Here is a 20,113-nt window from a genome sequence, read left to right as displayed (position 1 = left end):
GAATTCGCCGGCGTCGCACACGCGGCGCACCGTTGCCGATCGATCGGGTCCTATTTTTCCGCCGCTGTCGGCGCATGCTCAAGCGGGCAGGCCGCCATCCTCGCGCGCGGCGGCGCGGCCCGGCAACAACTGGCAGACCAGCAGCCCGGCCAGCATCAGCGCGCAGCCGACGAGCGCGCGCAGGCTCAGCGTTTCGCCGAGCGCGGCCCAGCCCGCGATGGCCGCGAACACGCCTTCCATGCTGAAGATCACGGCCGCGTGCGCGGGCGCGGCGTCGCGTTGCGCGACCACCTGCAGCGTGTAGGCCACGCCGACCGACAGCACGCCGCCGTACAGCAGCGTGGGCAGCGCGCGCAGCAGCGTGGCCGTGTCGCGCGTGTCGACGGCGAGCCCGACCGCGCCGCACAGCAGCCCGCACACGACGAACTGCTGGAACGCCAGCACCAGCGGGTCGCGCTGTCGCACGAAATGGCCGACCGCGATCACATGCATGGCGATGATGACCGCGCCGGCCAGTTGGAAACCGTCGCCGTACATCACCGAGAAATGCTCGTCGACGCTGAGGAAATACAGGCCGATCGCGGCCAGCGTCGCGCCGAGCCAGGTGCCGAGGCCCGCGCGATGGCGCAGCGCCACGCCGATCAGCGGCACCAGCACCACGTAGAGCGAGCTGATGAAGCCGGCGTTGGCCACCTTCGTGTATTGCAGGCCCACCTGCTGCAGCGAGATCGAGACGGCCAGCAGCGTGCCGAGCACCAGGCCCGGCACGAGCCCGGCGGGCCGTTGCGCGAGCGCGGCGAATTCGGCGCGCGCCGAGCGGCGCGCCAGCAGCAGCGGCACCAGCACCAGTGCACCCAACAGGAAGCGCAGGCCGGTATAGAGGAACGGGCCGATCACCGACAGGCTGAGGCGCTGCGCGACGAAGGCCGAGCCCCAGATCGCGGCGGCGGCCAGCATCAGCAGGTTCGCGCGGAGGTGTTGGCGGGCGGCGGGCGTCATCGGTCGGGCATCGAGGGGAAGGTGGGCAGCCGGACAGTTTATGCCGAAGCGGACAGGCTCGCCGTAAATCGGCGCAGCGTGTCGGCCGAGCGCGGGTCGCGCACCCGTGAATAGAGGATCACTTCCGACACCGGCAGCGCGGGCAGGCCGAAGCGCGTCCCGACCTCGACCAGCGTGCGTGGCCCCACGCGACGCGCGAGCGGGCACACGGCCAGGCCGGCCTCCGCGGCGGCGGCCACCGCCGCAACGCCGCCGCTCGTGAAACGCTCGTGGTAGCTGAGGCCGGCGCGCTCCAGCGCACGCCGCGCGGCCGCCCGCACGCCGCACGAACCGGACAGCACCGCCAGCGGCAGCGGCTCGCCCGCGCGCGGTGCCCAATCGGGCGCGGCGAGCCAGGCCAGCGGCTCGGTGAACAGCAATTGGCCGCCCTCGCGCGGCGCGTCCTCGCCCGGCTCGTGGCGGATCAGGACCGCATCGAGCTGCCGCTCGTCGTACAGCCCGAGCAGGGTGTTCGACGAGCCGAGGTGCAGGTCGAGCGCCAGCGCCGGGTCGTGCCGGTTCAGGCTGGCCAGCAGCGCGGGCAGATCCGGCACCGCGACGTGCTCGCTGATGCCGAGCACGAGCCGGCGCGGCTCGGCCGCCACCGCGCCGAGCGCGCGCGCATGGGCATCGAGCAACTCGCGCGCGGCGGGCAGGAACGCGTCGCCGTCGGCGGCGAGCCGCACCACGCGCGGCGTGCGCTCCAGCAACGCGCGGCCCAAGTGGGTCTCTAGGCGCTTGATCTTCAGGCTGACGGCCGATTGGGTGGTGCCGAGCGCGTCGGCGGCGCGCGTGAAACTGGCCAGGTCGGCCACCAGCACGAACGCGCGAACGGCGTCGAGATCGAGGGGTTTCATTTCAGATGAAAATGAATGATATATGGAGTGATATCTGTTCATTATAGATGGGCCGCCCTACGCTGGGGGTGTCGGTGTTTTCAACCGCGTATCCACCCCTCAGGAGCCTGTCATGCCCATTACCCGCATCGCCATCCGCGAAGGTCGTTCCGCCGAAGATCGCCGCGCCTTGTTCACCGGCATCCACCGTGCCTTGCAGCGCGCGTTCAACGTGCCCGAGGACGACATCTTCATGACCCTCACGCAGCACGGCGCCGACGATTTCGTCTATGGCCGCCACTACCTCGGCATCGAGCGCAGCGACGATCTGGTGATGATCCAGATCACCGCGAACAACACGCGCACGCTCGAACAGAAGCGCGAGCTATACCGGCTGATCGTCGAGGAGCTGGGCGCGTCGCCGGGCGTGCGGCCCGAGGACGTGCTCGTCAATCTGGTCGAAGTGTCGGTCGACAACTGGTCGTTCGGCATGGGTATTGCGCAGTACGCGACTTGAGCCCCGCGCGGCCGAACCGGCCGTGCGCCGCCCCTGCTCGCCGTGTGCCGCGCCATGTACCATGTTCGGCATCGACAGCCGTCGACGGCCGCAGCGGCGCGGCGGACAGGCTGGAGCGGAGGTGTCATGACGCGTGTTCTCGAAATCGTGCTTGCCCTGCCGTTGCCCTCGGGCGACGCGACTGCCCCGCGAAGGCGCGGCACCGCACGGGCCGTGCGCGACTTCGGCATGGAGCTGGTGCGCGCGTGGCGGATCTGCCCGCCGGTGCGCATGAAGCGCGGCCACGAACGGCTCGCGATCCGGCCGCTCGCGCTGGCCGAGGCGGTGCCGAAGGCGGCCGGCTGGTGCGCGTGGCGCGAGGCGGGGCCGTCGGGCGGCCGCGTGGCGGCGGCGCGCGTGCAGGCGTTCGCGCCGGGCGTGGCGATCCGCGAGCGGCTCGATGCGCCGGCCGCGGTTGCCGATGCCGAAAGCGCGGCGGCCGATGGTGACGATGCATTGACGGCCGCCGTGCGCCGCGCGCTCGATACGGACGCGGTGCCGCTGTTCGAGATCGAAGCCGGGCACGCCGCGGCCACGCCCGTGCTCGAAGCGGCGCTGCCCGAAGCGGGCGAGCCGTCCGTCGACGCGACGCGTGCAGCCTTGCCGTTCGGCTTCGATTGCGAGCGCCGCCGGGGCCGTTGGCAGCGCGACGACGGCGTGCCCGTCGACCTGACGCTCGACGATCTGAGCTGGACCACCTCGACCGGCACCGGCCGCACCTGCGAGCTGCGCCTCGCCGTGGCCGATCCGGGTGACGCCGAGGGCCGTGCGCTGGCGCTCCGTGCGCTGTTCGACGCCGCGCGCGAACTGAGCGGCGCGTGGCCCGCGTTCCTGAAGCCGGCCTCGCTGGTCGATCAGGCCTGCGCCGGCCTGCTGCCCGATGCGGCCACCGGCCCGGCGCGCGCCGAGCTGTCCGAACTGCACGGCATCCGCTCGCAGCGCGAGGCCTTGTTCGTGCTTGGCGCGAACGTGGCCGCGCAATGGCTCGGCAACGATGCCGGCGTGCGCGACAGCAACGACCCCGAATTCGTCCATCAGATGCGCGTGGCGCTGCGCCGGCTGCGCACGCTGATGCGCCTGTTCCACGATTTCGCCGACGACGCCTATCGCGATGCATTCGCCGCCGACCTGTCCTGGTTCGGCGCGCAGCTCGGCGTGGTGCGCGACTGGGATGTGTGCGTCAGCGAAACGCTGCCGGGCTTGCGCGACGCCGATCCCGACCCGGCCGGCGAACCCGGTTGGGCCGCGACGCTCGACGCCGCCGCCGGTCAGCGCGACATCGCGCGCGGCGATCTGCGGCAGGCGGTGGCGTCGGCGCGTTATGCGCGGTTGGTGCTGGGCTGGATCGAGTGGCTGTGCCTGCTGTCGCTGCGCGGCGGCGAGGGCGAATCGCGTCGCCAGCGGCGCTCGCTGAAGCGGCATGTCGTGAAGCGCGTCGACAAGCTGTTCGCGCGGCTCTACACGGTGCCGAAGCTGACCACGCTCGATCCCGACAGGCGCCATCGCGTGCGTATCGACGCGAAACGGCTGCGCTACGCGCTCGAGTTCTTCGCGTCGATCGCGGCGCGCAGCACGCGCGGCAAGCTGGTCAAGACGCTGTCGCGCGTGCAGGGCACGCTGGGCGACGCGAACGATGCCGAGGTGGGCTTGCGCCATCTCGAACGCCTGTCGGCGCCGCCCGAGCAGCTCGGGTTCGCGCGCGGCTACGGGGCCGCCGCGCAGCGCTATGCGGCGGTGGCGGCCGAAGCGGAGTTGCGCAAGCTGCGGCGTCCTAGAATTCGAGGTTGAGGGGCGGCGTTCTGCCGCCGCGAAGGTGTGCTGGCGGCGTTCAGATGCGGCGCATCTCGGCGGGCTGGAACACAGCCGCCGCCGGCCGCGAGGCCGGCCGATAGTTCGGATTGGCCTTCCAGCGCGCCCGCACGTAGGGATGCTGGTGGCCCGACATCTTCAGCGCGACTTCGGTCACCCAGCGCTGCGACGGCACCGGCACGCCATGCAGCGCCACGGTCACCACCGCCAGGCTCGCGACCACGGCCGGCACCGACCACCGGTGCGGCTGCGCGCGCCAGGCGATCGCCACGAACGACAGCGCGGTGAGCGCGCCGACCACGCAGCCGGTGATCGCCTCGGACGGCGAGTGCGCGGACAGCACCACGCGCGACAGCGACACCGCCACGCCGAGCGCGATGCCGAACGCCACGCCGGCCATGCGCAGCGCCGGGTGCGCGCGCGTCATCGCGATCATCATCACGACCGGGTAGACCGAGGTGGACAGCATCGAATGGCCGCTGAAGCCGGTGAAATCCCAGGCCCGGATGCCGATGCCCCAGCCGAGGAACGCCACCTTGGTCAACGCGACGGCGGCAATGCCCACGCCGAGCACGGCGAGCCAGGCGATCGCGAGGCGCGGCGAATAACCGAGCGCGAGCCAGATCGCGAGCGTCGCCGCCAGCGGCAGCGTGATGCCCGCGCTGCCGAAGTAGGTGATCCAGTTCCAGAGTTGAAGAGGCAGGTCGTACATCGAAACGGCGGCTGAGTGAGGCGGGGAGACAGATCCGGCCGCGCGACGCCCGGGGTGGGCGACGCCGCGCGACGGACGGCGATCGTTCAGCAGTATAACGGGGCAATTCGCGCCTCGGCATGACCTCGGCACGATCCGGCCCCCGGTGAAACTGCGTAAACAGTGCTATTGTGCAATGCACAAATTAACTCGGTGGCACCTATTCAGGTGCCCGATTTCCACTGCGAGCCTGATCGATGACCAAAAGTCTGACGAAGCTTTGGCTGGGCGGTATGAAGAAGATGATGGGCACGTCGTTGCCGCACGGCGTGGTGAGCACGCCGCTGCCCGCCTTCCCTGCGCCGGTTGCCGAAGCGCCGGAAGCCGTGCCCGCCGCCACGCCGCGCGAATCGCGCGTGCGGCCGCGCGCGGCGGCCTGGGCCGGTGGCGAGTGGACTCGCGGCGATCATCCGCTGCCGCTCGTGATCGGGCGTTTCGTCAGCCATCTCGGCTACGCGCTCTACGTGCCGAACGGCTTGCCGGACGGCGCGCCGCTGGTGGTGATGCTGCATGGCTGCCAGCAGGACGCCGATCAATTCGCGCAGGGCACCCGCATGAATCTGCTGGCCGATCGCCACGGTTTCGCGGTGCTGTATCCGGAGCAGTCGACGCAGGCGCATTCGCACGGTTGCTGGCATTGGTACGACGATACCGAGCGCGGCGGGCGCGGCGAGGCGCAGGCCGTGGTCGACCTGGTGGATACGCTCGTCGAGGCGCGTCGTTTCGATGCATCGCGCGTCTATGCCGCCGGGCTGTCGGCCGGGGCGGGCTTGGCGACCTTGCTGGCGCTGCATTTCCCGGAACGCTTCGCGGCGATCGCGCTGCATTCGGGGCCGGCGTTCGGCGACGCGCATTCGGGCATCACCGCGATGGACGTGATGCGGCGCGGCGTGCACCGCAATCCGGCCGAGATCGCCGACAGCTACGCGGCGCCCGGCAGCTATCCGGGCATGCCGGTGCTGATTGTGCACGGCGACGGCGACCCGGTGGTGGCGTCGGCCAATGCGGACCAACTGGCGGTGGAGTTCCTGCGGCTCAACGGCCTGGCCGACGCGGCTGGCGTGCCGGAAGGCGTCGAACACAGCGAGACCGATATCGGCGATGCGCGGTTGATCGAGTATCGGCGCGGCGGCGAGCCGGTGGTGCGCGTCTGCCACGTCGCGCAGCTCGGCCACGCGTGGGCCGGCGGCGACGATACTGTGCCGTACCACGCGGCCACCGGCCCCGACGCCAGCGCGATGATCTGGGGCTTTTTTGCCGAGCAATGTCGGCAGGGTGCGACAAGGTGAATCAGTATTTTTGAAACGCTTGGCGGGGCCTAGGGTTTTCCCTATAATCCGGGTTAACACTTAAGCGATAACCCTTGGATTTGGAGAATACGACCATGTACCTGCTGAGCCGCCTGTTCCTGTTCCTGACGAAATCCTCCGAACAGATCTCGAAAGAACGCTCCGATGCGTATCTTGCCGACGCAACCGATCTGTACGACCTCGAATTCCGCATCCGCAAGCTCGACCATGACGCCGTGCAGCGTACGCCGGCCTGGATGGCCGCACGCTGAGCGCTGCCTTGAACGCTGCCTGAGTCGTTCATCGTTGCCGCATCGTTTGCGCGCAACGACAAAGGCGTGACGGCCTCTCGGTCGCCACGCCTTGCTGTCTCTGCTTCCTGCAGTCTTTCATCATTTCCCGCGCCCGGATTGCCGGGCGCGCGGCCCATGACTCGGTCAACGGCCCGATCGCCTGAACCTCAGGCGATGACGATACGCACCGGCACGTTGTTGCGGGTTGCGTTCGAATACGGGCAGACTTCATGCGCCTTGTCCACCAGCGCCTTCGCCGCTTCCGGTTCCAGGCCGGGCAAGGACACGCGCAGTTCCACGTCGAGCGCGAAGCCGCCCTTGTCGTTCGGGCCGATGCCCACTTGCCCCGTCACCGTCGTGTCCGCCGGCAGCGCCTGCTTGGCCTGGCCCGCGACGAATTTCATCGCGCTCAGGAAACACGCCGAATAGCCGGCCGCGAACAATTGTTCCGGGTTCGTGCCTTCCGCACCCGTGCCGCCGAGTTCGCGCGGCGCCGCCAGCTTCACGTCCAGCTTGTTGTCTTCCGAAACCGCCCGGCCGTCGCGGCCGCCGGTGCTGGTCGCGCTCGTCTTGTAGAGAATGTTCATGATGACTCCTGTTCGTGTCGGTGAGGGGGGAGGAGAAGCTGGGTTAAATATATCGAACTAATGATTAGTGTGCAAACTATATTTTGCGCGAAGCGGAAGCCGGGGCCATCGGCGTAGTCAATCGTCGTCGTGATCGGCGAGGGCGTCGCGAAGTTGCCGAAGTTCTTCGCGGAGTTGCACGAGAAAGTCCGGCGTTTGCTGCATTGCGCAAAAAAGATCGGCCGGCACCGAGCGCGCCTGCTCGCGCAGCGCGCGTCCGGTGTCGGTCAGCTTGATGTAGACCACACGCTCGTCGGTGGTGCTGCGCGTGCGTTCGAGGTAGCCGAGCGCCTCGAGCCGTTTCAGCAGCGGCGTGACGGTGGCCGAATCGAGATGCAGCCGCGCGGCGATGTCCTTGACGGCGATACCGTCGGTTTCCCACAGCACCAGCATCGTCAGGTATTGCGGATAGGTCAGCGACAGCCGTTCGAGCAGCGGCTTGTACGCCTTGGTCATTGCCAGCGAGGTGGAATACAGCGCGAAGCAGAGCTGTTCGTCGAGCGTGGCGGGGAAGGGGGGAGATCGGACATGATCGTCGGCCTGTCTGTCGGGCACAAAAAATTCGTACGTGAACGATTGTGCGCCGATCTGGCCGGGCTGGCGAGCGGCGGCGCTTGGCGGCCACCGCTCGCCGGGTATCAGCGCGCGGGCGGCGCGGGCGTGCTGCCCGGCTCCTGAATGCCGAAACAGCCGCGATACGTCGCGTAGAACGAGCAGTAGAGCGCTGCGGTGATCACCACCGACACCGGCATCATCAGCGTCATCGCATAGGCCCCGACGCCGATCGCGTGCAGCAGCGCGGCCAGCCCGAACGTAATGCCCATCACGACCGTGATCCACAGCAGCCCGTACAGCGTGAAGGCCCAGCGGTTGCGCCAGCAGCTCACGATGCTGAAGAACAGCGCCTTGACGGGCGGGATGTCGTGCCAGGCCGTCAGCACGGGCGCGAACCAGAACATCATCGAGACCGGCACGTAGAGCACGGCCGAGATCAGCAGCGCGACCAGCGTGTCGGTCGAGATGATCACGTTCGGGTCGATGGATTCGGGGCTCAGGCCGAACATGATCCGCAGCAGCGTGCCGCCGTCGCCGAAGGCGGAGCAGGCGAACACCACCGCGATCGACACGATGTAGATGCCGCCGAGCGTAAACAGCCGCTGCGTCGTCACGTTGCCGTAGCTGCGAAAGCCGTTGAGCAGGATGGTCGGCATGACGGGCTTGCCCGCCACGGCGTCGCGGCAGGCGGCCATGAAGCCGACCGAGATGCCCGGGATGAACAGCAGCGGCAGGGCCGCGCCGATCACGGGCACCAGCGAGACGATCATCATCGCCAGCAGGTACGTGAAGAACAGCGTGATGAACGCCAGCGGGTTGCGCCGGAACAGCCAGACGCCCTGGCGAAACCAGACGTAGCCGGTCTTGGCGGGGACTTCGATCAGTTGCATGGTTCGTGTCGTTCGGAGAGCGGCAGCGCGTGGGCGATGCGCTCGCGCAGGATGCGCTCGAAATGGCCCGGGTCGTGCGGCTTCAACATCTCCGCGGCGCGGGGCAGGTGGAAATCATACAGGCGCGACACCCAGAACCGGTACGCGCCGGCGCGCAGCATGTCGGGCCAGTGGCGGCGTTCGGCGTCGCTGAACGGGCGCACCGTTTGATAGGCGCGCAGCAGTGAATCGGCGCGTTCGGCGTCGAGCGCGCCGGTGGCGAGGTCCGAGCACCAATCGTTGACGGTGACGGCCACGTCGAACAGCCATTTGTCGCAGCCGGCGAAGTAGAAATCGAAGAAACCGCCGAGGCGCACCGTGTGGCCGGTGTCGGGCGACGCGTGCGCGAACAGCACGTTGTCGCGGAACAGGTCGCAGTGGCACGGGCCTTCCGGCATGGCGGCGTAGTCGGCCGAGCCGAAGAATGCGGCCTGATGCGCCAGCTCGTTCTCCAGCAGCGCACGCTGCTCGCCGTCGATGAAGGGCACGATGGCCGGCACGTTCTCCTGCCACCATGGCAGGCTGCGCAGGTTCGGCTGGTGATTCGCGTAATCGCGGCCCGCGAGGTGCATGCGCGCGAGCATCTGGCCCACTTCCACGCAATGCTCGACGCCCGGCGCGAGTTCGGCCGAACCGTCGAGCTTGGTGACGATCGAGGCCGGCTTGCCGTGCAGCTCGCCGAACAGCGTGCCGTCGGCGCGTACCACCGGGTCGGGCACCGGCACGCCGTGATGCGCCAGGTGGCGCATCAGTTCGAGGTAGAACGGCAACTGCGCGGCCGTCAGCTTTTCGAAGATCGTCAGGACGTATTCGCCGTGGGTCGTCGTCAGGAAGAAATTGCTGTTCTCGATGCCGGACGGAATGCCGCGAAACGCGACGACTTCGCCAAGATCGTAGTGGCGCATCCATTGCGCGAGATCGGAATCGGAGATTGCGGTGAAAACGGCCATGCGGGAAAGCGTCGAACGGGGTGGGCGGGCCGGGCGGGGCCGGCGGCTTGCTGCGGGAGGGCGGCGGGGCCGCCCCGCCGAGGGGGATGGATCAATAATGCAGGTTGATCGACGGCACGCGCGTGACGGGCACGTTGCCTTGATGCGGGCGCGGCGAGATATCGGGGGTCGAGCTCATCTGGTAGCGTGTGCCGAAGTTCGAGCGCACGTCGATCTCTACGGGCTTGCCGCGATCGCGGTATTCGGTCACTTCGGTGCCGCTGACGCTCTTGTTGTGAAAGCTCGGGGTGCGCGTGATGTCGTCGAACTCGACCTTCGAGCTGACTTCCGCACCGGGGCGGTTGATCTTGGTGAGGTCGGGCAGACCTGCGGCTTCGTCCTGCGCGGCGCGCGCTCGTGCGTCGTCGCTCGGCGGCGAGCCCTCGGCGAACACAGGCCCGGCGAGGACGACCGTCGCAAGCGCGGCGGCGAAAAGGAGCGGCTTCATGGGTTTCTCCGAATTAACCGCACGATTCTAGCAAAACCGGGGCCGGCCGATACGGCGTTCTCTGCGCTGTGGCGGCGCAGCGTCGGCGGGGCGGCGTGGCCGACGCGCCACGGTGGTGCGCCCGTGATAATGTCGGACGCAATTCTGGAGGCAACCGACAATGAACAACGACATCCATCGCCAGCATCGTCCGCTCACGCCCGAGTGCCCGCCCGTCGAATCCTTCGACGATCCCGTCGCGGCGGTCGCGCGTCTGTCCTCGATCTACGAAACTCACACTGCGTTCCTGCGCGATGCGTTTGCACGCTATCGCCGCAACGAGCCGATCGGCGGCCGCGTGCGTGCGTTCTACCCGTTCGTGCGGGTCAGCACCGACGTCAACACCAACATCGATTCGCGCCGCTCGTACGGCTTCGTGGCCGGCCCCGGCGTGTTCGAAACCAGCGTGACGCGGCCGGACCTGTTCGCGAGCTATTACCGCGAGCAATTGCGCCTGCTGTCGAAGAATCACAGCGTGGCGATCGAGGTGGGGGTGTCGGACCAGCCGATTCCGATTCATTTCGCGTTCTCGGAGGGCATCCACCTGGAGGGCGATCTCGATCGCGACCGGCTGCTCGCGATGCGCGACGTGTTCGACGTGCCGAACCTGGCTAATCTCGACGACCGGATCGCCAACGGCACCCACGAGGTACCGCCCGACGCGCCGCAGCCGCTGGCGCTGTTTACCGGCGCGCGCGTCGATTTCTCGCTGCACCGGCTGCGCCACTACACGGCCACGCTGCCGGCGCACTTCCAGAACTACGTGCTGTACACGAACTACCAGTTCTATATCGACGAATTCGTGAAACTCGGCCGCACGCTGATGTCGGCCAGCGACGATCCGGCCGTGCGCGAATATCGCAGCCAGTACATCGCGTTCGTCGAGCCGGGCGACATGATCACCTACAACGCCAACCTCGGTAACGAGCCCGTCGAAGGCGCGCCGTCGCCGCGCCTGCCGCAGATGCCGGCGTACCACCTGAAGCGCGCCGACGGCAGCGGCATCTCGATGGTCAACATCGGCGTCGGCCCGTCGAACGCGAAAACCATCACCGATCACATCGCCGTGCTGCGCCCGCACGCGTGGGTCATGCTCGGCCACTGCGCGGGGCTGCGCAACACGCAGCGCCTCGGCGACTACGTGCTGGCGCACGGCTATGTGCGCGAGGATCACGTGCTCGACGACGACTTGCCGCTGTGGGTGCCGATCCCGGCGCTGGCCGAGGTGCAGGTGGCGCTGGAACGCGCCGTGGCGCAGGTCACGGAGCTCGACGGCACCGACCTGAAGCGCGTGATGCGCACCGGCACGGTGGCCAGCGTGGACAATCGCAACTGGGAATTGCTCGATCACCGCGAGCCGGTCAAGCGCCTGTCGCAGAGCCGCGCGGTGGCGCTCGACATGGAAAGCGCGACGATCGCCGCGAACGGCTTCCGGTTCCGGGTGCCGTACGGCACGCTGCTGTGCGTGTCGGACAAGCCGCTGCACGGCGAACTGAAGCTGCCGGGCATGGCCGATCAGTTTTATCGCGCACAGGTCGATCAGCATCTGCAGATCGGCGTGCTGGCGATGGAGATCCTGCGCACCAACGGGCTGGCGAAGCTGCACAGCCGGAAGCTGCGGGGGTTTGCGGAGGTAGCGTTCCAGTAAGAACGCGCCGCGCATCGACGCCAACGCAAGAAAGGGCCGGCTTGAACCGGGCGGCCCTTTCTGCTTCACGGCGCCGGCCCGACTCGCGGGCCGCGCCGGCCGTCATGCCTTAACGGCACTCATTGTGGCCCCAATGCCCCGGCGGGCAATGCGGGCGGTCGTGGCGGTGATGTTGCATCCACTCATCGCGCTGCCAGTAACGGTGGCCGTCGTAATAGCGGTCGCCGTGCCAGCCGATGACGACGGCCGGGCCGCCGCCGCCGGCGACGATAACCTGGGCGTTTGCGGCGCCCGACAGGGCAACACCAAAACCGGCGAGCAGCGTAGCGATCAGAAGGCGTTTCATGTGGTCTTCTCCTCGAAAGGGTGAATCAGAGTGTCCGTCACGTTTCGCATCGAAGCCGGCGAACCGGCCGTGCGGTGCCGCGTCGGTCACGGCATGACTGCAGTCTGGCGATCGAGAAGATTAATTAGCGTATGGATTTGTAACCTTAGATTCGGCAGCGGTGCGCGCGCCGGGCCGCCGGGCGGGGCACTGCGATCTGGCCCGAATCTCCTTTGTGATGGCGCGATTCGGGCCGTTTCGATGGCGGAAACGTCGGCCTGGCGTCGGCCGGCGCTGATACCGATCGTTACGAATCGCGGCAAGTGTTGCAGCGGCCGGCTCATGAAAACGCCTTGGACCTCCGCTACGATGGGCAGCCTTCGGGGGGCGAATGGCGTTGAATGCGCTGCTGGGGCGTCGATTTCGGCGCTCCGCACCGGTTTTTCCCGACATTTTGCCTTCAAATCCGACACTTATTTATGTAAAACAAGGGTTTTCCCTTATCATCGTTTCGGCCGGTCGGACGTTGTTTAGTCATGCGCTCCCCGTTGTTTCCTGGTTTCCATCCGTCTCATCATCGAATTCGCAATGCTTCGCCACCTTCACCATCGCCTCAGGCTCGTCGTCGCGGCCCGCCTGAACAACCTCAATGTGCTCGCGGGCTCGTGGTCCCGCCGGCGGCCGTTGTGGATGGTGTCGTTCGCGGTCAACGACGCGAGCCTGTCCGAAGGGTTGCGCGCGGCCTGCGCCTCCACGGCGATGCTGGTGATCGGCAACCTGCTGCACGAACCCGAGTTCGCCTGGGCCGCAATCGGCGCGTTCTGGACCTGCCTGGCCGATGCGGCCGGCTCGAACCGCACGCGTTTCGCATCGATGGCGAGCTTCGCGGTGTTGTCGGCCGTGTGCGGCGGAGCGACGGCGTTCGCCTCGGGCACCGGCACGCTGATCGCGCTGCTCGCCGTGCTGGTGTTCACCTCGCTCGGCGCGCTCGGCCGCATCTGGGGAGCGGCCACGGCGCAGGTCACGATCCTCGCGGCCACCGCCTGCGTGGTGATGGCCGATCGCCCGATGCACGACTGGCGCTCGGGCCTGATGTTCCTCGGCGTGTACTTCGGCGGTTGCGTGTTCGCGATCGTGTTGAGCCTGACCGTGTGGCGTATCCATCCGTTCGCGCAGGGGCGCACGGCCGTGCGCGGTGTGTACGTGCGGCTCGCCGATATCGCGCACGACGCCTCGCGGCTGCTGTCGGAACCGGCGCAGACCCAGCGTGCCTGGGAAATGCACGCCTCGAAATACCGCTCCGATGCGCGCGCCGCGCTCGAAGCCTCGCGCCGCACGCTGGCGCGCATGCCGGTAGCCAAGACCGACCGTCGCGAATCGTATGCGAACCTGCTGATCGCGGTGGCCGAGGGCGAGCGCTGGTTCGCGCATCTGATCGCGGTGGCGGGCGTCTGCCAGCGCGGCCGTCAGACCTTGCGCGATCCGGCGCGGGCGGCGCGCGTGCTGGCCGGCATTGCCGAGCTGTTGCGGCGTGTCGGCGACGCGATCGATGCGGCGCCGTGGGAGCGCCCCGACGTGCTGCAACGCCGGCTGCGCCGTTTCGCGCGGGGGCTCGACGCGGCGCTCGGCGAATCGATGACGATGGCCTTGCAGCTCGAACCCGATCCGGCCGACGTGACGCAGGCGCCGCGCCAGCAATTGCGCTGGACGCGCGCACTGCGCTCGGCGCTGGCGCGCGCCTGGGTGACGTTGCGCGCGAACCTGTCGTGGAAATCGATCGGGCTGCGCCACGCGGCGCGCGTCGCGGTGGCCACCACGCTCGGCTTCCTGGTGGTGCGGCTGCTCGGCGTGCCGTTCGGCTATTGGACGACGATGGCGACGCTGCTGATCCTGCAACCGTCGATCGCGGGCAGTTGGCCGCGCAGCGTGGAGCGCGCGGCGGGCAGCATCATCGGCGGCCTGCTGGCGGCCGCGATCGGGTTGGCCGTGCATTCGCCGATCGGCATTTCGCTCGCGGTGTTCCCGCTGGTGTGCGCGACGATGGCGCTGCGCCCGGTCAGCTACAGCCTGTTCGTGCTGTTCCTCACGCCCACCTTCGTGCTGGTGGCCGACTTCGCCACGCCGGCCGCGAGCGAACTCACCTACGCGCTGACACGGCTCGGCAACAACGTGCTCGGCTGCGTGATCGCGCTGGTCGCAACCTTCCTGCTGTGGCCGACGCGCGAGCAGATCGACATTCGCGGCCAACTGGCGTCGGCGATCTCGGCGAACCTGCGCTATCTGGTCGATGCGATCGAGGCGCCGGGACGCACGAACCGCGAGGCGGAGCGGCTGCGCCGCGAGGCCGGGCTGGCCAGCAACAACGCGGAGGAAGCGTTCAACCGAATCCGCCTCGAACGGCTCGACGACACGCGTTTCGATACCGCCGCCTCGACCGTGCTTGGCCTGCTGCGCCGCATGGCCGGCACGGCGGCGCATTTGCGGCTCAGCGTGCACGGCCCGCGCATGGAAGTGGATCTGGTGGAGTGGGTGGAGTCGGCCAGCGACGACATCGACGCGATGCTGGCGACCGGCCGCGTGCCGGCGCGCCATCCGCTGCCGCCGCGCGAGAAGCTCGCGCAACTCGAAATGGATGCGGTCGGCCAGATCGCGCTGCTGCAACGCCTGATCGGCGACCTGCAGGGCGGCGACGGCCCGCTCGCGCGGCGTAATGTCGCTGCGGTGCGCCGCGCGAGCTGAACGCGCGGGCGGAATCCACTCGCCACATCACAAGCACTGCGAAACATTGTGCATCAAACGAAACGGGCGACGCTTTCGGCGTCGCCCGTTTTGCATTGCCGCGCCGCGCGGCGCGACGGCTTACAGATAGAACATGCGGTCGTCGTCGCGGCGATCGTCGCGTTCCTGCTGCGGCGCTTCCTGCGCTTCGCCTTCCTCGCCGGTATCTTCATAGAACGCGAGCACGGCTTCGAGCACCTGGTCGGGATCGTCGATCACCTGCATCAGATCCATGTCGTCCGGATTGATCAGGCCCATCGGGATCAACTGGTCGCGGAACCATTGCAGCAGGCCCTGCCAGAACTCGCTGCCAACCAGGATGATCGGCACGAGGCGCGATTTCTTGGTCTGGATCAACGTGAGCACTTCGGACAGTTCGTCGAGCGTGCCGAAGCCGCCGGGCATCACCACCACCGCGTCGGAGTTCTTCACGAACGTGACCTTGCGCGTGAAGAAATGGCGGAAGCGCAGCGAGATGTCCTGGTAGTTGTTGCCCGATTGTTCGTGCGGCAATTCGATGTTCAGACCGACCGACGGGGCCTTGCCCGCATGGGCGCCCTTGTTGGCGGCTTCCATGATGCCGGGGCCGCCGCCGGAGATCACGGCGAAGCCCGCGTCCGACAGCTTGCGCGCGATTTGCGCGGCCAACTGATAGTGCGGCGACTCGGCTTTCAGACGCGCCGAACCATAGATGCTGACGGCCGGGCGGATCTCCGAGAGGTACTCGGTCGCCTCGATAAACTCTGCCATAATCGTGAACATCTGCCACGAAGCGCGGGCTTTCTTTGCTGTCGCGCGTTCTTGATCTGCCAGCGAACGCAAGCTCGGAATCACTTTTCTCTTATTCATAATGCCTGAAGAACAGAACCTGGAAGGTAAGACCCTGCTGTTGGTTGATGGTTCGAGCTATCTCTATCGGGCTTACCACGCAATGCCCGATTTGCGCGGGCCGGACGGTCAACCGACCGGTGCGCTCTACGGCATCATCAACATGCTGCGCCGCATGCGCAAGGAAGTTACAGCGGAGTATAGCGCGTGCGTGTTCGATGCGAAGGGCAAAACCTTCCGCGACGATCTCTATACCGAATACAAGGCGAACCGCCCGTCGATGCCGCCCGATCTCGCGCTGCAGATCGAGCCGATTCACGAAGCCGTGCGCGCGCTCGGCTGGCCCCTGCTGATGATCGAAGGCGTCGAGGCCGACGATGTGATCGGCACCCTCGCGCATGCCGCCGAAGCGCGCGGCATGAAGGTCGTGATCTCCACCGGCGATAAGGATCTCGCGCAACTGGTGACGGGCCACGTGTCGCTCGTCAACACCATGACCAACGAAGTGCTCGATCGCGACGGCGTGATCGGCAAGTTCGGCGTGCCGCCGGAGCGCATCGTCGATTACCTGTCGCTGATCGGCGACACGGTGGACAACGTGCCGGGCGTCGAGAAGTGCGGCCCGAAAACGGCCGTGAAATGGCTGGCGCAATACGAAACGCTCGACGGCATCGTCGAGCACGCGGCCGAGATCAAGGGCGTGGTGGGCGACAACCTGCGCCGCGCGCTCGATTTCCTGCCGCTCGCGCGCAAGCTCGTGACGGTCGAGACGGCCTGCGAGCTGAAGCCGCAAGTGGAAACGATCGAAGCGTCGCTCGCGACCGGCGCCGAGGCGCGCGATGCGCTGTTGCCGATCTTCGAGGCGAACGGCTTCAAGACCTGGCGGCGCGAGCTGGAAGCCACGCCCGCAGGGAACGACGCCAACGGCGGCGAGCCGTCCGACGGCAGCGCCGATCCGGTGCCGGCCGCGGCAGCCATCGAACGCAACTACGAAACCGTGCAGACCTGGCCGCAGTTCGACGCCTGGCTCGCGAAGATCGAGGCCGCCGAACTGACCTCGTTCGATACCGAAACCACCTCGCTCGATCCGATGGTCGCGCAGGTCGTCGGCATTTCGCTGTCGACCGAGCCGGGCAGCGCGGCCTATATCCCGGTCGCGCATCGCGGCCCGGACATGCCCGAGCAACTGCCGCGCGACGAAGTGCTGGCGAAGCTCAAGCCGTGGCTCGAAAGCGCCGAGCGCAAGAAGGTCGGTCAGCATCTGAAGTACGACGCGCAGGTGCTGGCGAACTACGACATCGCGCTGAACGGCATCGAGCACGACACGCTGCTCGAATCCTACGTGCTCGAATCGCATCGCACGCACGACATGGACAGCCTCGCGCTGCGCCATCTCGGCGTGAAGACGATCAAGTACGAGGAGGTGGCGGGCAAGGGCGCGCAGCAGATCGGTTTCGACGAAGTGGCGCTCGACGCTGCCGCCGCCTATGCGGCCGAGGATGCCGACATCACGCTGCAACTGCATCGCGCGATGTATCCGCAGGTGGCGCGCGACGCGGGGCTCAAGCGGGTGTATGCCGAGATCGAACTGCCGGTGGCGATGGTGCTGCGCAAGATGGAGCGCACCGGCGTGCTGATCGACAGCGAGCGCCTCGCCAAGCAGAGCGGCGAGATCGCGACGCGCCTGATCCAGCTCGAAGGCGAGGCCTACGAACTGGCCGGTGGCGAATTCAACCTCGGCTCGCCGAAGCAGATCGGCCAGATCTTCTTCGAGAAGCTCGGCTTGCCGGTCGTCAAGAAAACACCGAGCGGCGCGCCGTCCACCGATGAGGAAGTGCTGCAGAAGCTCGCGGAGGATTACCCGCTGCCGAAGCTGCTGCTCGAACATCGCGGCCTGTCGAAGCTGAAGTCCACCTACACGGACAAGCTGCCGCGCATGATCAACGCGAGCACCGGGCGCGTGCACACCAATTACGCTCAGGCCGTGGCCGTCACCGGCCGCCTCGCGTCGAACGATCCGAACCTGCAGAACATCCCGGTGCGCACGGCCGAGGGCCGGCGCATTCGCGAGGCGTTCATCGCGTCGCCCGGCTGCAAGATCGTGTCCGCCGACTATTCGCAGATCGAGCTGCGCATCATGGCGCACATCTCGGGCGACGAATCGCTGTTGCGCGCGTTCTCGCAGGGCGAGGACATCCACCGCGCGACGGCCGCCGAAGTGTTCGGCGTGACGCCGCTCGAAGTCGGCAACGATCAGCGCCGCATCGCCAAGGTCATCAACTTCGGCTTGATCTACGGCATGAGCGCGTTCGGCCTCGCCGCGAACCTCGGCATCACGCGCGATGCCGCCAAGCTTTACATCGACCGCTATTTCGCACGCTATCCGGGCGTGGCGAACTACATGGACACCACACGCGCCTCGGCCAAGGAAAACGGCTACGTCGAAACCGTGTTCGGCCGCCGGCTCTGGCTGCCCGAGATCAACGGCGGCAACGGCCCGCGCCGTCAGGCGGCCGAACGCGCGGCCATCAATGCGCCGATGCAGGGCACCGCGGCCGACCTGATCAAGCTCTCGATGATCGCCGTCGACAGGTGGCTCGATCGCGATGGCCTGCGCTCGCGCATGATCATGCAGGTACACGATGAACTGGTGCTCGAAGTGCCCGAGGACGAACTCGCGACGGTGCGCAAGAAGCTGCCCGAGATGATGGCCGGCGTGGCCAAGCTGAAGGTGCCGCTGGTGGCTGAAGTGGGCGCCGGCAGCAATTGGGAGGAAGCGCACTGACCCGATGCGCGGCGCGTGCTGCGCGCCGCGCGGTCACCTTGGCGGCTCGCGCGCGCAGCCGCCCGCCGTGTCGGGCGTGCATGCACAGGCATGCCGCAGCGGTGAAGTCGTCTTGCGATGTCTTTTCTCGGATTTATCTCGAATTCTGACATCGCCGCGCGCACAATCGTATGCACTCCTGAAATCAACGCGGGGGATTGAATGCATCGTTTCATCATCGTAGGCGGCGGTGCCGGCGGGCTCGAACTTGCGACCCGGCTCGGCGATCGTTACGGCGCGCGCGGCAAGCGCGAAGCCCGTGCACTGATCACGCTGGTCGATCGTTACCCCACTCACATCTGGAAACCGCTGCTGCACGAGGTGGCGGCCGGCAGCATGGACCCGTTCACGCAGGAGCTCGAATATGCAGCGCAGGCGCGCTGGCATGGCTTCGAATTCCAGCAGGGCGCGCTGACGTCGGTCGATCGCGGCGCGAAGCGCCTGGTGGTGGCGTCGGTGCTCGACAGCGACGGCCTCGAACTGATGCCCGAGCGCACGCTCGACTACGACACGCTCGTGATCGCGATCGGCAGCACCACGCATTTCTTCGGCACCGAGGGCGCGCAACAGCATGCGATCGCGCTCGACACGGTGGGCGAGGCGGAGCGGTTCCGCAAGCGCCTGATCGCTGCCTGCATTCGCGCCGAGCATCGTCCGCCTGCCGTCACGGTGTCGAGCGAGCCGCCGATCCAGGTGGCGATCGTCGGTGCTGGTGCAACCGGTGTGGAGTTGTCGGCGGAATTGCGCAACACCGCGCAGGTGCTGTCGGCGTATGGGCTGCACAAGCTCGATCCGAAGCACGACGTGGGCATCGTGCTGATCGAATCGGGGCCGCGCATCTTGCCGGCGCTGCCCGAGCGCGTCTCGACGGCCACCGCCGAACTGCTCGACAAGCTCGGCGTGCGGCTGATGCTGGGCGAGCGCGTGACCGAGGTGGCGCCCGGCGTCGTGCATACCGCGAGCGGCGCGGCGGTGCGCGCCGACCTGACGGTGTGGGCCGCCGGCATCAAGGCGCCGGCCGTGCTGTCGCAACTCGACGGCCTGGAGGTGAGCCGGCTCGGCCAGCTCGCCGTGCGCCCGACGCTGCAGACCACGCTCGACGACGATATCTTCGCGCTTGGCGATTGCGCCGCCTGCGCGTGGGCCGGCACCGATCGCAACGTGCCGCCGCGTGCCCAGGCCGCGCATCAGCAGGCCAGCTTCCTGCTGCGCGCGCTGGCTTGCCGGCTCGATGGCCGGCCGCTGCCGTCGTTTGCCTATCGCGATTTCGGCTCGCTGGTCTCGCTCGGGCATTTCAGTGCGGTCGGCAGCCTGATGGGCGGCTTGATCGGCCGCAACATGCTGATCGAGGGGCTGTTCGCACGCTTCATGTACATGTCGCTGTATCGCCTGCATATCGCGGCGCTGCACGGCTATCCGCGCATGATGCTCGACACGGTGGCGCACTGGTTGCGGCGCTCGACGCTGCCGCGCGTGAAGCTGCATTGAGGGCGTGGCGAGGCCGCGTCGCAGCCGCAAGCAGGCCGGCGTGCCGAACGTGGCACGGGAATGG

Annotated in this window: 18 protein-coding genes; 8 read left to right on the top strand and 10 right to left on the bottom strand. The window is 67.7% G+C overall.

The window, feature by feature from the left end; all coding sequences use genetic code 11:
- Positions 1 to 78: 78 nt before the first annotated feature.
- Both AB4850_RS11090 and AB4850_RS11085 read right to left on the bottom strand, forming a co-directional pair.
- Positions 79 to 999 (bottom strand): DMT family transporter, encoded by a 921-nt coding sequence (locus AB4850_RS11090; protein ID WP_414439856.1) that lies wholly within the window; start codon positions 997 to 999, stop codon positions 79 to 81.
- Positions 1,000 to 1,037: 38 nt separating this feature from the next.
- Positions 1,038 to 1,895: a LysR family transcriptional regulator gene (locus AB4850_RS11085; protein WP_414439855.1), complete on the bottom strand. Its 858-nt coding sequence runs from the start codon at positions 1,893 to 1,895 to the stop codon at positions 1,038 to 1,040.
- Between the two features lie 112 nt (positions 1,896 to 2,007).
- Between AB4850_RS11085 and AB4850_RS11080 the strand changes: the two genes are divergently transcribed.
- Complete coding sequence (locus tag AB4850_RS11080; protein WP_414439854.1) at positions 2,008 to 2,391, top strand: tautomerase family protein; 384 nt, start codon at positions 2,008 to 2,010, stop codon at positions 2,389 to 2,391.
- A 126-nt stretch (positions 2,392 to 2,517) separates the two neighbouring features.
- Positions 2,518 to 4,218 carry a CHAD domain-containing protein gene (locus AB4850_RS11075; RefSeq protein WP_414439853.1) on the top strand — a complete coding sequence of 567 codons (1,701 nt, stop codon included), beginning with the start codon at positions 2,518 to 2,520 and terminating at the stop codon, positions 4,216 to 4,218.
- Between the two features lie 40 nt (positions 4,219 to 4,258).
- Here AB4850_RS11075 and AB4850_RS11070 read toward each other — a convergent pair whose 3' ends face one another.
- Positions 4,259 to 4,951 (bottom strand): phosphatase PAP2 family protein, encoded by a 693-nt coding sequence (locus tag AB4850_RS11070; RefSeq protein WP_414439852.1) that lies wholly within the window; start codon positions 4,949 to 4,951, stop codon positions 4,259 to 4,261.
- 236 nt (positions 4,952 to 5,187) lie between these two features.
- Here AB4850_RS11070 and AB4850_RS11065 point away from each other — a divergent pair, with 236 nt between their 5' ends.
- Positions 5,188 to 6,279 carry a PHB depolymerase family esterase gene (locus AB4850_RS11065; protein WP_414439851.1) on the top strand — a complete coding sequence of 364 codons (1,092 nt, stop codon included), beginning with the start codon at positions 5,188 to 5,190 and terminating at the stop codon, positions 6,277 to 6,279.
- A 95-nt stretch (positions 6,280 to 6,374) separates the two neighbouring features.
- Positions 6,375 to 6,551 carry a DUF3563 family protein gene (locus AB4850_RS11060; RefSeq protein WP_414439850.1) on the top strand — a complete coding sequence of 59 codons (177 nt, stop codon included), beginning with the start codon at positions 6,375 to 6,377 and terminating at the stop codon, positions 6,549 to 6,551.
- 188 nt (positions 6,552 to 6,739) lie between these two features.
- On the opposite strand, the gene AB4850_RS11055 is transcribed toward AB4850_RS11060, so the two are convergent.
- The 5 genes from AB4850_RS11055 to AB4850_RS11035 all read right to left on the bottom strand — a co-directional run bounded on the left by AB4850_RS11055 (position 6,740) and on the right by AB4850_RS11035 (position 10,119).
- Complete coding sequence (locus AB4850_RS11055; RefSeq protein ID WP_206125439.1) at positions 6,740 to 7,159, bottom strand: organic hydroperoxide resistance protein; 420 nt, start codon at positions 7,157 to 7,159, stop codon at positions 6,740 to 6,742.
- A gap of 117 nt (positions 7,160 to 7,276) precedes the next feature.
- Positions 7,277 to 7,753 (bottom strand): MarR family winged helix-turn-helix transcriptional regulator, encoded by a 477-nt coding sequence (locus AB4850_RS11050; RefSeq protein WP_414439849.1) that lies wholly within the window; start codon positions 7,751 to 7,753, stop codon positions 7,277 to 7,279.
- An 83-nt stretch (positions 7,754 to 7,836) separates the two neighbouring features.
- Positions 7,837 to 8,643, bottom strand: coding sequence for a BPSS1780 family membrane protein (locus tag AB4850_RS11045; RefSeq protein ID WP_414439848.1), 807 nt, complete (start codon positions 8,641 to 8,643; stop codon positions 7,837 to 7,839).
- Complete coding sequence (locus tag AB4850_RS11040) at positions 8,634 to 9,632, bottom strand: homoserine kinase (RefSeq protein ID WP_414439847.1); 999 nt, start codon at positions 9,630 to 9,632, stop codon at positions 8,634 to 8,636. The genes AB4850_RS11045 and AB4850_RS11040 overlap by 10 nt, the downstream gene beginning before the upstream one ends.
- Positions 9,633 to 9,723: 91 nt before the next feature.
- Entirely contained in the window at positions 9,724 to 10,119 is a 396-nt protein-coding gene (locus AB4850_RS11035) for a hypothetical protein (protein WP_414439846.1), read from the bottom strand.
- 160 nt (positions 10,120 to 10,279) lie between these two features.
- Between AB4850_RS11035 and AB4850_RS11030 the strand changes: the two genes are divergently transcribed.
- The gene (locus tag AB4850_RS11030) at positions 10,280 to 11,806 is read left to right on the top strand and encodes an AMP nucleosidase (RefSeq protein WP_414439845.1); all 1,527 of its coding nucleotides are present in this window, start codon (positions 10,280 to 10,282) and stop codon (positions 11,804 to 11,806) included.
- Between the two features lie 109 nt (positions 11,807 to 11,915).
- Here AB4850_RS11030 and AB4850_RS11025 read toward each other — a convergent pair whose 3' ends face one another.
- Positions 11,916 to 12,152: a hypothetical protein gene (locus AB4850_RS11025; RefSeq protein ID WP_414439844.1), complete on the bottom strand. Its 237-nt coding sequence runs from the start codon at positions 12,150 to 12,152 to the stop codon at positions 11,916 to 11,918.
- A 567-nt stretch (positions 12,153 to 12,719) separates the two neighbouring features.
- On the opposite strand from AB4850_RS11025, the gene AB4850_RS11020 reads away from it, so the two are divergent.
- Entirely contained in the window at positions 12,720 to 14,870 is a 2,151-nt protein-coding gene (locus tag AB4850_RS11020) for an FUSC family protein (protein ID WP_414439843.1), read from the top strand.
- Positions 14,871 to 14,990: 120 nt separating this feature from the next.
- Here the strand turns inward: AB4850_RS11020 and AB4850_RS11015 are convergent, their stop codons facing one another.
- Positions 14,991 to 15,758, bottom strand: coding sequence for a TIGR00730 family Rossman fold protein (locus tag AB4850_RS11015; RefSeq protein ID WP_414439842.1), 768 nt, complete (start codon positions 15,756 to 15,758; stop codon positions 14,991 to 14,993).
- Between the two features lies 1 nt (position 15,759).
- Between AB4850_RS11015 and polA the strand changes: the two genes are divergently transcribed.
- Entirely contained in the window at positions 15,760 to 18,522 is a 2,763-nt protein-coding gene (gene polA / locus AB4850_RS11010) for a DNA polymerase I (RefSeq protein WP_414439841.1), read from the top strand.
- A gap of 201 nt (positions 18,523 to 18,723) precedes the next feature.
- Entirely contained in the window at positions 18,724 to 20,049 is a 1,326-nt protein-coding gene (locus AB4850_RS11005) for an NAD(P)/FAD-dependent oxidoreductase (protein ID WP_414439840.1), read from the top strand.
- The last annotated feature ends 64 nt before the right edge of the window (positions 20,050 to 20,113 follow it).

Source organism: Burkholderia sp. 22PA0106 (assembly GCF_047497155.1).
Taxonomy (GTDB): Bacteria; Pseudomonadota; Gammaproteobacteria; order Burkholderiales; family Burkholderiaceae; genus Burkholderia.
This window is presented reverse-complemented; position numbering and strand designations above follow the sequence as displayed.

What these genes read in the sequence shown, in the direction of transcription:
- AB4850_RS11090 (WP_414439856.1), bottom strand. Translation starts at nt 999, where the DNA reads ATGACGCCCGCCGCCCGCCAACACCTCCGCGCGAACCTGCTGATGCTG.
- AB4850_RS11085 (WP_414439855.1), bottom strand. Translation starts at nt 1,895, where the DNA reads ATGAAACCCCTCGATCTCGACGCCGTTCGCGCGTTCGTGCTGGTGGCC.
- AB4850_RS11080 (WP_414439854.1), top strand. Translation starts at nt 2,008, where the DNA reads ATGCCCATTACCCGCATCGCCATCCGCGAAGGTCGTTCCGCCGAAGAT.
- AB4850_RS11075 (WP_414439853.1), top strand. Translation starts at nt 2,518, where the DNA reads ATGACGCGTGTTCTCGAAATCGTGCTTGCCCTGCCGTTGCCCTCGGGC.
- AB4850_RS11070 (WP_414439852.1), bottom strand. Translation starts at nt 4,951, where the DNA reads ATGTACGACCTGCCTCTTCAACTCTGGAACTGGATCACCTACTTCGGC.
- AB4850_RS11065 (WP_414439851.1), top strand. Translation starts at nt 5,188, where the DNA reads ATGACCAAAAGTCTGACGAAGCTTTGGCTGGGCGGTATGAAGAAGATG.
- AB4850_RS11060 (WP_414439850.1), top strand. Translation starts at nt 6,375, where the DNA reads ATGTACCTGCTGAGCCGCCTGTTCCTGTTCCTGACGAAATCCTCCGAA.
- AB4850_RS11055 (WP_206125439.1), bottom strand. Translation starts at nt 7,159, where the DNA reads ATGAACATTCTCTACAAGACGAGCGCGACCAGCACCGGCGGCCGCGAC.
- AB4850_RS11045 (WP_414439848.1), bottom strand. Translation starts at nt 8,643, where the DNA reads ATGCAACTGATCGAAGTCCCCGCCAAGACCGGCTACGTCTGGTTTCGC.
- AB4850_RS11040 (WP_414439847.1), bottom strand. Translation starts at nt 9,632, where the DNA reads ATGGCCGTTTTCACCGCAATCTCCGATTCCGATCTCGCGCAATGGATG.
- AB4850_RS11035 (WP_414439846.1), bottom strand. Translation starts at nt 10,119, where the DNA reads ATGAAGCCGCTCCTTTTCGCCGCCGCGCTTGCGACGGTCGTCCTCGCC.
- AB4850_RS11030 (WP_414439845.1), top strand. Translation starts at nt 10,280, where the DNA reads ATGAACAACGACATCCATCGCCAGCATCGTCCGCTCACGCCCGAGTGC.
- AB4850_RS11025 (WP_414439844.1), bottom strand. Translation starts at nt 12,152, where the DNA reads ATGAAACGCCTTCTGATCGCTACGCTGCTCGCCGGTTTTGGTGTTGCC.
- AB4850_RS11020 (WP_414439843.1), top strand. Translation starts at nt 12,720, where the DNA reads ATGCTTCGCCACCTTCACCATCGCCTCAGGCTCGTCGTCGCGGCCCGC.
- AB4850_RS11015 (WP_414439842.1), bottom strand. Translation starts at nt 15,758, where the DNA reads ATGAATAAGAGAAAAGTGATTCCGAGCTTGCGTTCGCTGGCAGATCAA.
- polA (WP_414439841.1), top strand. Translation starts at nt 15,760, where the DNA reads ATGCCTGAAGAACAGAACCTGGAAGGTAAGACCCTGCTGTTGGTTGAT.
- AB4850_RS11005 (WP_414439840.1), top strand. Translation starts at nt 18,724, where the DNA reads ATGCATCGTTTCATCATCGTAGGCGGCGGTGCCGGCGGGCTCGAACTT.